We start from the raw sequence: 12,383 nt of genomic DNA, 5'->3' as shown, positions 1-12,383 counted from the left end.
CTATTCAGCTGTTTGGCCGTGTTCCAAGACCTCCATGCACAGGTGGGAATTGGCACTACATCACCGGAAGCTGCTTTAGATATAAACAGTTTGTCAAACGGTCTTTTAATTCCAAGAGTATCCCTTGGCTCTCTTACCGATACAACTACCGTACAAAATCCTAATGGCGGAAGCCTGGCTGTAAGTACCCTGGTTTACAATGATGGTAGCGGGGGGTTAAGTGATGCCGGCTTTTATTACTGGAACGGAGCAAGTTGGGTGAAGGTTGGTGCAGAAAGCAGTAGTGCCATAACAGGCCTTCAGTTCTATTCCTTTGACAATGATCTTGGATCAACTTCTCCGGCCATAGATAATCCCAGAACAATGACGCAATTAACCAATTCGGGTATTTATACAGGTACTATGACCATTGCCGCAGCTGGTGGTGCTATAAGAACCAACGGAACCGATGGTTTTACAGCGCGTTTTATGGGAACCTATGAAGTGCAGAATGCCGGGACTTTTAACTTTACTATTTCCTCCGATGAAGGAAGCAGTTTGTACATAGATGGAATGCTGGTTATCGATAACTGGTTTGATCAGAATGGAAGTAACCCGAGAACAGGAAGTATTACCCTGTCTGCAGGGAAGCACAAGTTTGAATTCTGGTATTATACTAATGATACTTTTGAGGATTTTACCTTTAGCTGGGGTACCAATCCGGATGGGAATACCGGAAATATTTCAGCTTCTCAATTTATTGTGGAGTGATCATTTGTTATAAAATTACTATTTTGAGACTATAGACCGTTTAAAATTAACAATCTTCATACTATTTTTACGGTTTTCCCGTTATGTTTAGCGTATATTTCCGTATTTTAAATGGTTTTTTAACGTAAATATCTGTAATTCATCGGATTAATGCGGCGGAAGCCTTAGGGAGCATACTATATTTGAAAAGTATAACATTTTAGCCCTCCAACAATGACTACAAATAACCTATTTAGTAAAGGCGTAGCCGTATGCGCGTTTTTATTAGTTTTTAACCTACAGTTAGTATCGGCTCAGGTTGGTATAGGAACCAATACACCCGATGCTTCTTCTGCTTTGGATGTTACCTCTACCACAGCTGGTGTTTTATTTCCGAGATTGACAACCGCCCAAAGGGATGCTATTCCTGGTCCGGTAAATGGCCTGATTATTTTTAACACAGATACCGATGCGTTCGAATATTATTATGCGGATGCACCTACACCATTATGGGTATCGCTTAAGAGTAGTCTTTCTGTAAAATATAACAGTACTGATACTACTATTGATTTTAGTGGTACTGTTGGTACCGTTACTAATGTCCCACTCTTTTCAAATTTAATTTTGAATGACGACACCACACTTTTCAATGTTCAATCTACTACCTCTATTCAAATTGCGGAGGCGGGTAGATATAGAATATCCTTCCATTTATATTTTAATGGAAACGTTCAGCTGAGAGGCGGAATTTTTGTAAATGGAGTTATGCAGGGAACCCCAACTACTTCAACCGGTAATAACCTGGACCTGTTTTTTGGAGTTACAGCAAATTCCAGTGCACATATGAGTGAAATTCTAACGTTGAGTGCCAATGACGTTATTACTATAGCTTTTGGTTCGAATCTTTCGAATGGAACTGCTAATTTAACAACATTGAATACTAGGAATTCGACGGTTCAGATAGAAAAAATAAATTAAGAATTCTGTTTAAAAAAGTATTTATATAGGAATATAATATTTAATGTTTTAGGTTTTTTCCGGGTATTTTTATAACTGATTGATCAGCTTATTTAAATACTCAATACTTCCATTTTACATGGTCAAATGCACTTTAATTTTTGTTAAAAGTGGTTTTTTGCCGTGAAAATCTTTGTTTTATCGATTTATTTATGTCGGTAGGTTTAGCACTACATTATATTTGTCCCAAATAAATTGTTAAGCCCTCCAAGTCATGAATTTAAATAGCCTATTTGGTAAAGGCGTAGCCGTATGCGCGTTTTTACTTTTTTCAAATCTGCAACCGATAACCGCTCAGGTGGGTATTGGAACCAATACTCCGGATGCATCTTCAGCCTTAGATATTTCATCAACCAGTTCAGGTGTATTAGCACCAAGGATGAATACAACCCAGCGGGATAATATTTCCAGCCCTGCTACGGGATTATTGGTATATAACACTTCTACCAATACTTTCGATTATAATATGGGTACTCCTGCCAGTCCGAATTGGGTGAGTCTGGGTACAGGAGGAAGTAGTAGTCCTTCTTCAGCTAAGTTCTCTAATACGGATACTACGACAGATCTGAATTTTCCAACTACATCTAATTTGCAAGTGCCGATTTTTGGTAATGAGGTTTGGAATGATGATACTGGTCTTTTTGTTTTAGTAAATGATGAAACTTTAAGAATTACTGAGACAGGTCGTTACAGATTACAGTATAATATCAGTATTGAGAATCAAAGCGGGAGCAATAATGATTCCGGTTTACGAGCAATACTAAGAATAAATGGAACAGCTGTCAATCCGGTGAGTTTTTCTTCTACCGGAATTATGCTGAGCAACCAGGATCATGATCAGGCGTCCTTACATCTGGCGGATGTATTTGAGTTCTCCGCTAATGATGAGATCAGTATTCATATTTTTGATGCTAACAACAATGTAAATGTGATTACTTTGGAATCAGCAGGAACTTCCACTTTTTATATCGAAAAAATAAATTAAGCTTTTCTTAAAAAGATAGAGTTTATCTATTATTAGGCTTTTTTTATTACATTTGAACTATTAATTTGTTAAAAATTATATACATATGTCAAAGTTTGGCGAATTAATAGATATCAGCATTCCCGTGTTGTTGGATTTCTATACGGATTGGAATGAAGCTGCCAAGAATATGCATGCGGTTTTAAGAGACGTGGCGGCGGCGATGGGAGATAAAGCAAAGGTGATCAAGATCGATGTTGATAAGAATACGGAACTGGCCGAAGCATTGCGCGTAAAAGGCCTGCCTACTTTGATGATCTACAAAAACGGAGAGATGGTCTGGCGCCAAAGCGGAGAGCAGGATGCCAACACTCTTATCGGCCTCCTCCAGGAATACGTTTAGTATTTTTAGCCATTAGCCATTAGCCATTAGCCATTAGCCATTAGCCATTAGCCATTAGCCATTAGCCATTAGCCATTAGAAATGTTGAATGTTGAGTTCTAAATGTTCAATTCTCATCAACTAATTTCCAAATCGAACAATCGAATCTCAAAATCCATCTCTCGACGAGCCTGTATCGAGCGAAGTCGAGATGCTCGAGATGACAAATAATCTCTATAGTCCGAAGCTTTAGAGAAAAGCTAATAGCTTGGAACCAACAACCATCAACCAGCAACCACCAACCATCAACTAGCAACCACCAACCACCAACTAACTAACCCAACGCCTTAAAACAATAACCTTTTTTGCTGAAATGGTCTAGTGTAGCCCGTAAGGCATATTTCATATTCTTTTCGGCTTTTATACTGTCGTGAAAAACTATAATGCTGCCTTCCCTGGCGTTTTTCAGGACATTCTCTGCACATTTTTCTTGAGAGATCGAACGATCCCAATCTTTGGCAAGCACATCCCACATTATAATACTGTATCCTTGTTTTTGAAGGGCCTTCGCCTGAGAAGAAGTGATCCGCCCGTAAGGAGGGCGGAAGAGATTGGAACTGATATAAGATGACGCTTCCGCAATATTTTCCAGATAATCGGAAGTTGAGGTTTTCCATCCTTTCAGATGGTTTTGAGTATGGTTTCCTGTCTTGTGCCCTTCATCAAGGATCTTTTTATAGATCTCCGGATATAGTTCTACATTCTTACCTATGCAGAAAAAAGTAGCCTGAGCATTGTACTCCCGGAGAGTATTTAACACCCATTCGGTAATTTCGGGTGTCGGACCGTCATCAAAGCTGAGATAGATGCACTTTTCCTCTTTTCCTTTATTCCATATATAGGAAGGAAATAACTTCTTTACCAACCACGGAGTCCTGGCAGGGACAGATAGCATAGATCTTTTATTTTATTGATTTTCCCTTCTGTAAAAATGCAGAAATTTTTCCAGATAATTATTAAACAGATCGATCTCCTTCCTTGCAAAATTTTCTTCTTCATATTTGGCCATGATACTCAGGAGGTTTCTGTAATACTCTATTTTAGAAACGATATCAGAGCCCATGCTGTATTGCATTTCAAGGTCCAGGTCTGCGTAATAATCGAGGTATTCCCTGTATTTATGAGTTAATTTATGGTAGATATTCCTGGCTTTTTCTTTTTCTCCCACCTGATAATAACCTTCTATATACGGTTCCAGAAAAACATAATATCCATACTGGTCAATCGGCATTTTTTCCATGGCCAGATCCATGATATGCACTGCTTTTTCATTCTTCCCTTCTTCGATAAGCTTTTCAACCAGCCTCGCCATACTGTTACGGTATGTAATGCCATTTACCCTGGTACGAGGATCGTGATAAACATCGGGATGTCCCGAATTACCCCATGACCATTTCATAATGGTATCGTACATGAGTTCCGTATCGATACGCCCGAGATCGAAAGGACTGTTCTCTGCTACCGGGGTTTTTATAGGAACCAGCTTATAAACCAGGCCGTCCAGCTGCAGGTAATCCTTTAACCAGATATACTCTGCAGGATCGGAAGTGCCGCCTACAAAATAGAGTGGTCGTTTCCAGTCGTTATTGGCAAGGATGTCCAGCATCAATAATCTGTTCTTGGTGAGGTAGCTTTTAGGAAGTTCAATATCTATATAATCGACAATAAGGTGTTTGTCTTTTTCTTTCACAATACCGCTTTTCATCACATTTTCCTTATTGACCGGGATCCTGATCTTATTGGTGGGATAGTACACCATATCCTGATCACTTTCGGCAAGCTCATTAGGGTCTCCTCCAAATTGTTTAACCAGATGCCCGTATTTCGTCTTGGGATCATCACTCGAAACCCAGTTCATAAAATCCTTAATGCTCCATATAGAATCGGTAAGCTCTTCATAGCGTATAATATCCCGTACTCCCCATGCGTATTGTTTGTGGGTGAGTTGAGAGGGGATACCCTCACTTTCATATGACCTTCGTTTTACCTGATCTATATGCCAGTCGGCAGAAAGGAGGCTGCTCGAATTAACGGTTTTTACATCTCTTCTGTAACCTTCGACTTCCTGTGCATACCACAGGGCATAGGTGTCATTATCGCCGGCAGTAAACAGGATGGATCCTTTATTTTCCTGTATGGAATCCAAAAAAGATCTGGCCATGGCCTGGGCCGTATACCTATTGGATCGATCGTGATCGTCCCAGTTCTGATAAGCCATTAAGGTAGGCACGGTTAACAGGCCAATTCCGGTAAGCACCGGTGTCATTACCCTATACGACAATAGCTTTTGTAATTCATTGATCAGCATATAAGCTCCTATTCCTATCCAAATAGTAAACACGTAAAAGGAACCTACGAGGGCATAATCCCTTTCTCTGGGTTCAAAAGGACGTTCATTCAAATAGAGTTTTAAGGCGATCCCCGTAAAGAGGAAGAGGCTGGTCAGGACCCATAACCGCTTCGGGTCTTTTCTCAGCTGAAAAACAAAACCGAAAAGCCCGAGTATAAGTGGTAGCAGATAATAGGTGTTCCTGGCCTTATTGTTCCTAATATCCGACGGAAGGTTCTTCTGAGAACCCAGGCGCCGACTGTCAATAAGATCAATTCCGCTTAACCAGTTTCCGTGATTATTGTATTCGCCCTGTATATCATCCTGTCTTCCGCTAAAATTCCACATAAAATAACGCCAGTACATATAACCGATCTGATATTCGAATAAATAGTTCAGGTTTTGCATCAGACTGGGGCGTTCTACCTCGATATACTCCCTGAATTCCTTAATAAAACCGATATAACGTTCTTCACTTATATTGCCGTTCCTGACATCGAAATACATTTTATTGATTGCCGATCTCAGTTCTGCCTGATTAGCGTATTCCGGCTTGATCTTAATGGCCGGAGCACCACCGAAAGCCATATAATTTTCTGCGTGTTCCCGACTCCACATTCTTGGTAAAAAGATCATATGATCCTTATGAGGTGCGCGTAAAGCATCTTTGTATTTGTTAACTATAATGTATTTACCGTTTTCTTCATCCCTCTCGTATTTGGGCTTATCGTCCTTGCTTGGGTTATCTGGATCGTTACCTGCAAACATATCAGTATATAAAGGACCATGTAATAAGGGGTTTTCAGGATATTGCTCCAGGTTGTAATAAGCCAGCAACTGACGGGCATCAGAAGGATTGAACAGGTTAATGGTCACTCCCGAATTTGCCCTGATGGGGATCATTAACCAGGAAGAAAAACCGATAAAAATAAATGCCGTACACAGGATAAGGGTGTTGGCATTAACATAGGCTTTCTTTCGGGTATATCGCAATCCCAGATAAAACGCACCGATCAGTAACAGAGCGGCTATAATGGTCCCGGAATTAAAGGGAAGTCCTATAGAGTTTACAAAATAGACCTCCATATATCCGAAGAACTTTAATGCCGATGGCATCATTAATTTGAAAATAAATAAAAGAACCCCTGCCGATAGCGCATTGGCAAGGATGAAGGATTTTATGGTGATCTTTCCTCTGGTCTTAAAAAAGTAAAGCATAAAAATAGCCGGAATGGTAAGTAAGGCCATAAAATGAACTCCGAATGAAAGGCCGGTTACCAGGGCAATAAGGATTAACCATCTGTTGGCTCTGGGGCTGTCTGTTTCATCGATCCATTTAAGAGCCAGCCAGAACATAAGTGCCATAAAAAGAACGGCCATGGCGTATACTTCGGCTTCCACCGCACTGAACCAGAAAGTATCTGAAAAGGTCAGTGCAAGAGCTCCTGTGAGTCCACCGCTTATAATTGCCACTGCTTTGGATATTGTTATCGGCCCGTCTTTTACCGCTAGTTTTTTCAGGAGGTTGGTAATGATCCAGAACAGCAGCATAATGGTAAGAGCACTCGAACTTACCGATACATAGTTTACCATTTTCGCGATCTGATCTGCTTCTGTGGCAAAAACAGAGAAAAAAGCACCCATCATCTGAAAGAGGGGAGCCCCCGGAGGGTGTCCTACCTGTAATTTGGAAGAGGTGGTTATATACTCACTGCAATCCCAGAAACTGGCAGTGGGTTCTACGGTAAGGGAATAGGTAACAAAAGCGATCAGGAATACGACCCATCCGATAATGGTGTTCCATTTTTTTAGTTGATGTTCCGGCATTTTTAAGAGAATTAGGTTGTTCCACTAAAATAACAATAAAAAGGCGTTAAGTTTCACTTTAAGAAAAACTTAACGCCTCTAATATGTTGCTTTAAAGAGTCTTATTCGTCGTAAAAATGACTGAATTGTTTAAGATAGGTATTGAATTTCTCTACCTGATCCCTTCCAAAGGTCTCGTCATCATTGGCAATCACAATATCCAGTAGACCTCTGTATCTTTCAACATCGGTTATAATATCGGAAACGTGATCGTATTGTTTGTCAAGATCTAACTGACTGTAGTAGTTCAGGCTTTCCTGATACTTCTCAGCAACATCCTTATAGATCTCTCTGGCTTTTTCCTTTTGGCCTACCTTGTAATACCCTTCAACGTAAGGCTCCAGGAATACGTAATATCCAAAATTATCTACCGGCATTTTCTCCATGGCCAGGTCCAGGATATCTTCGGCTTTCTTGTTCTTTCCTTCCTTGATCAGTTCTTCCACCAGTCGGGCCATATTGCTCCTGTAGGAAATACTGTTTTTACGGGTCTCCGGATCGTGATATATATTCGGATCTCCCGAATTACCCCATTTCCATTTCATAACGACATCATACATCAGATCGGCGTCTATTCTTCCCATTTCAAAAGGATTGCCACGCTCTATCGGTGTTTTTATCGGTACCAGTTTATATACCAGGCCATCCAATTGAAGGTAATCCTTCATCCAGATATACTCAGCCTTGTCAAAACTTCCTCCCGTAAAATAAATTGGACGTTTCCAGTCGTTGTTGGCAATAATGTCGAGCATCAGTAATCTGTTCTTGGTAATATAACTTCTTGGAAGCTCCACATCAATATAATCTACAATGAGTGCGCTGTCTTTTTCTTTTACCAGTCCGCTTTTTAATACATTTTCCTTGTTAACCGGAATACGTACTTTATTGGTTGGGAAGTATACCATTTCCTGATCTCCTTCCGGCAGACTGTTAGGATCACCTCCGAATTGCCTAACGATATGAGCGTATTTGGTTTTCGGATCATCACTACCCACCCAGTTCATAAAATCTTTAATGTTCCACGTGCTTTCAACCAGAGGTTCAAACTTAATGGCATCCCGGATTCCCCAGGCGTATTTGTCATGAGTTAACTGCGAAGGGATCGGCGAACTGCTGTAAGCCTGCCTTTTCATCTGATCTATATACCAGTCCGTAGCAAAAAGACTGGTGTTTATTGTTCTTACATCGGTCCGGTAGCCCTCTATTTCCTGTGCATACCACAATGCAAAAGTATCGTTGTCTCCGATAGAGAAAATAATGGCATCTGCATCTTCCTGAACCGAATCCAGATAGGATTTGGCTAATGATTGAGCCGTGTATTTATTGGAACGGTCATGATCATCCCAGTTCTGATATGCCATTACTGTTGGAACGGCCAGCAGACAGATAGCACTTACCGCAGGTGCCAGGATCTTTGGTTTTAATAGCTTTTTAAATTCATCAAAGAGCGCATAAACCCCTATACCTATCCACAGAGTGAAGACGTAGAAGGAACCAACCAGAGAGTAATCCCGTTCTCTCGGTTCGAAAGGTCGTACATTGGTGTAGAACTGAATGGCAAGTCCTGTAAACAGAAAAAACACCAACAATACCCAGAATTGTTTCCTGTCTTTCTTAAATTGGAAAATAAGGCCTATAAGCCCCAGAATAAGAGGCAGGAAGTAATAGGTGTTCCTTCCTTTATTATTCTTTACATCCGACGGAAGGTTCTTTTGAGGTCCCAGCCTCATACTGTCTATAAAACCTATCCCGCTCAACCAGTTTCCGTGGTTGTCATATTTTCCCTGAATATCATCCTGTTTCCCGACAAAATTCCACATAAAATATCGCCAGTACATATAACCGAATTGGTATTCAAACAGGAATTTAAGATTATCCATTAGTGATGGCGGTTGTACCTCGATATATTCTCCGAACTGTCTCAGGAAGGATACGTAATCTTCGGTATCTCTCTTTCCGGAATCAAAATCAGCTTTAAACTCATTCACTGCTGCACGAAGATCATTGTTTTGCAGATAGTCCGATTTTATCCTGAAATCGAGAGGCTTTACAAAAGCCATATAGTTCTCGGCATGTTCCGAACTCCACATTCTCGGCATAAGGCCGGTGTGTTTTTTATCGAATTGCGGTAAAGCGTCTTTGTATTTGTTAACGATAAAGTATTTGCCGGTTTTTTCATCCCGCTCATATTTGGGTTTATCATCTTTATAAGGATCGTCCTCATCCTGACCTGCAAACATTTCAGAATACATACTCCCGTAAACAGGACTGTCTACCCCGGGATATTGTTCCCTGTTGTAATAAGCGAGCAGTGCTCTTGCATCTGCCGGATCGTTCTCATTGATCACCACATTGGCATTTGCACGTATCGGTAGCATCAACCAGGAAGAAAATCCTATAAACATAAAGAGAAGGCATAATACAACCGTATTGGCCATATTCAAATTCTTCTTTCGCGTATATCTCAATCCGTAATAGAAAAGACCAATAAAAAGAAGAAGGATTATAATGGTTCCTGAATTAAACGGAAGTCCGACCGAGTTTACAAAGAACAGTTCTCCCCAGCTGAATATTTTCAATACATAGGTAAGTGAAAACTTGTAAACAAACATCAAAAGAGCCACTACGGCAATATTTGCCAGGAGAAAATTCTTGACCGTTACGGTCTTGTATTTTTTAAAGTAATAGAGTAGTCCGATAGAAGGGATTGCCAGGAAGCCCATAAACTGGATTCCGAAGGTAAGTCCAATTACAAAGGCTATCAGAACCAGCCAGCGATTCCCTCTGGGCGTATCTATTTCATCTATCCAGCGTAGCCCGAGCCATAATTGCAGGGACATGATAAGGCTAGACATAGCATATACCTCTGTCTCTACCGCATTAAACCAGAAACTGTCTGAAAAAGTAAGTGCCAGCGCACCTACCATTCCGCTTCCAAGAACAGCTATAGCATTGTTATTTGTGAATTCTTCACTCCCGCCGATCAATTTCCTAACGAGATTGGTAATGGTCCAGAAAACAAAAAGCACAGTAAAGGCACTGGAAAATACCGACATATAGTTTACCATTCGGGCAACCAGTTCGGCTTCGGGCGCGAACATCGCAAAAAAGGCACCAAGCATTTGAAAGAAAGGAGCTCCCGGAGGGTGACCTACCTGAAGTTTTGCTGAGGTGGAAATATACTCTCCTGCATCCCAGAAACTCGCAGTGGGTTCAACCGTCAGGCTATACGTCAATAGTGCTATAAAAAAAGCTACCCATCCGGTGATGGTATTCCATTTCTTAAATTGATCTGCTAACATTGAATTGTTTTCTGATGTTTGGGCGAATTTAGTAATAAAAATACAAGGAAATTATTTTTTTCAAGAAAGCTTAACAAAGTACAGGGGTTTAAAGCTATCTGAATGAGCTTCACCTGATTAATTTTCACACTCCGGAGATTGTCATCGGAAATTAAATAGCTGTGAATCAAAATAATTGAAATTGAAATTTAAAAGCGCACTGTTTTGGGGTGAAATAAAAACAAAAAATATTTGCGCAAATAAAAGTTTGTCTTAAATTTGCACTCGCATTTGCCGAAAAGGCATAGCGCAAAATGGTCCTGGCCTATGGTGTAATTGGTAACACAGCTGATTTTGGTTCAGTCGTTCAAGGTTCGAGTCCTTGTAGGCCAACAGAAAGTAAATAAGATTCCTGACAGTTTTGTCGGGAATTTTTGTTTTCGGGGATCAGGTAAGGACGAGAAGCCTGTCCTGAGCGAAGCCGAAGGGAGTCCTTGTAGGCCAACAGAAAGTAAATAAGATTCCTGACAGTTTTGTCGGGAATTTTTGTTTTCGGGGATCAGGTAAGGACGAGAAGCCTGTCCTGAGCGAAGCCGAAGGGAGTCCTTGTAGGCCAACAGAAAGTAAATAAGATTCCTGACAGTTTTGTCGGGAATTTTTGTTTTCGGGGATCAGGTAAGGACGAGAAGCCTGTCCTGAGCGAAGCCGAAGGGAGTCCTTGTAGGCCAACAAAGAGTAAATTAAGATTCCTGACTTTTTTGTCGGGAATTTTTGTTTTCTGCAATCAGGTAGGACGAGAAGCCTGTCCTGAGCGGAGCCGAAGGGAGTCCTTGTAGGTCAACAAAGAGTAAATTAAGATTCCTGACTTTTTTGTCGGGAATTTTTGTTTTCTGGAATCAGGTAAGGGCGAGAAGCCTGTCCGGATAAGAAAAGCCAATAGTATTTGGGGCAGAAGCCAGTAGTTTCTTGTAAATAACCTCCTTTAGATTAAGGAAGCTTGTTCAGATATATTTATTTCCTCTCCTCTGGGGAGAGGATTAAGGTGAGGGGAGCCCTCATCCCAACCTGCCTGCTGGCAAAAGCAGAGATTAAAAAATAACTATTAAGCGCAAAGAAAACTTAAATGCTGTTTCTCAAAGAAATGGTTTTTTGTTTAATAAGAATTTGATCAATAGAATATACTTTCCTGTTTGATTAAATAATTGTATATTTGCAGCGTTGAAAGATGTTTAATTTATTCGGAGGGGACAGGGAGTCCCCTCTTTTCATACTTAAAATGGCGTTTAAAGATAAAGTTCAGACCCTTTTAGATGAGGCTTTTGATGAGTATAAATCACTTTTTTTAATTGATTTTACGATTTCTTCTGATAATAAGATCAGGGTAATAATGGATGGGGATAATGGTGTTACTTTAGACGATTGTATTAAGGTGAGCCGACATATAGAACACAATTTAGATAGAGAAGAAGAGGATTTTTCCCTCGAAGTGATGTCGCCCGGAGCAACAGAGCCCATAAAGCACAACAGGCAGTATGCCAAGAATGTTGGCAGAAAGCTTGAAGTAAAGACCCTGGAAAATGAAAAATTTGAAGGGACCTTGGTAAATGTTGCTGAAGAAGGAGTGAAACTGGAGTGGAAAGCCCGTGAGCCCAAGCCTGTTGGTAAAGGAAAAATAACAGTAGTAAAGGAAAAGGAGATTCCTTTTTCTGATATAGTAGAAGCTAGAGTGAAGGTAATATTTTAATTTAAAATTTG

8 protein-coding genes and 1 tRNA gene are annotated in these 12,383 nt (G+C 40.5%); 6 read left to right on the top strand and 3 right to left on the bottom strand.

The annotated features are described in order from the left end of the window. The first annotated feature begins 18 nt into the window (after nt 1–18). From GWK08_RS19370 to GWK08_RS04520, 4 genes are all read left to right on the top strand, one after another. Nucleotides 19–750, top strand: coding sequence for a PA14 domain-containing protein (locus GWK08_RS19370; protein WP_163605708.1), 732 nt, complete (start codon nt 19–21; stop codon nt 748–750). A 213-nt stretch (nt 751–963) separates the two neighbouring features. Beyond that, a complete protein-coding gene (locus GWK08_RS04530) occupies nt 964–1,707 on the top strand; it encodes a hypothetical protein (protein ID WP_163605707.1) in 744 nt (247 codons plus the stop codon). Nucleotides 1,708–1,960: 253 nt separating this feature from the next. Beyond that, complete coding sequence (locus tag GWK08_RS04525; protein WP_163605706.1) at nt 1,961–2,731, top strand: hypothetical protein; 771 nt, start codon at nt 1,961–1,963, stop codon at nt 2,729–2,731. Between the two features lie 85 nt (nt 2,732–2,816). After that, nucleotides 2,817–3,113 (top strand): thioredoxin family protein, encoded by a 297-nt coding sequence (locus GWK08_RS04520; RefSeq protein WP_163605705.1) that lies wholly within the window; start codon nt 2,817–2,819, stop codon nt 3,111–3,113. Between the two features lie 313 nt (nt 3,114–3,426). Here GWK08_RS04520 and GWK08_RS04515 read toward each other — a convergent pair whose 3' ends face one another. The 3 genes from GWK08_RS04515 to GWK08_RS04505 form a co-directional block, all read right to left on the bottom strand. Further along, on the bottom strand, nt 3,427–4,047 hold the full coding sequence (locus GWK08_RS04515) for a polysaccharide deacetylase family protein (protein WP_163605704.1): 621 nt from the start codon (nt 4,045–4,047) through the stop codon (nt 3,427–3,429). Nucleotides 4,048–4,059: 12 nt separating this feature from the next. After that, nucleotides 4,060–7,308 carry a DUF2723 domain-containing protein gene (locus GWK08_RS04510; RefSeq protein ID WP_163605703.1) on the bottom strand — a complete coding sequence of 1,083 codons (3,249 nt, stop codon included), beginning with the start codon at nt 7,306–7,308 and terminating at the stop codon, nt 4,060–4,062. A gap of 101 nt (nt 7,309–7,409) precedes the next feature. Next, complete coding sequence (locus GWK08_RS04505) at nt 7,410–10,649, bottom strand: glycosyltransferase family 117 protein (RefSeq protein ID WP_163605702.1); 3,240 nt, start codon at nt 10,647–10,649, stop codon at nt 7,410–7,412. A 300-nt stretch (nt 10,650–10,949) separates the two neighbouring features. On the opposite strand from GWK08_RS04505, the gene GWK08_RS04500 reads away from it, so the two are divergent. Together GWK08_RS04500 and rimP are read left to right on the top strand one after the other, a co-directional pair. After that, nucleotides 10,950–11,021 (top strand) — tRNA-Gln (locus GWK08_RS04500). A gap of 883 nt (nt 11,022–11,904) precedes the next feature. Next, nucleotides 11,905–12,372: a ribosome assembly cofactor RimP gene (rimP, locus tag GWK08_RS04495; RefSeq protein ID WP_163606299.1), complete on the top strand. Its 468-nt coding sequence runs from the start codon at nt 11,905–11,907 to the stop codon at nt 12,370–12,372. Nucleotides 12,373–12,383: the final 11 nt, after the last annotated feature.

This window comes from Leptobacterium flavescens, from assembly GCF_010671605.1.
Taxonomy (GTDB): domain Bacteria; phylum Bacteroidota; class Bacteroidia; order Flavobacteriales; family Flavobacteriaceae; genus Leptobacterium; species Leptobacterium flavescens.
The sequence above is the reverse complement of the archived record's forward strand: the minus strand, read 5'-3'. Positions and strand labels throughout refer to the sequence as shown.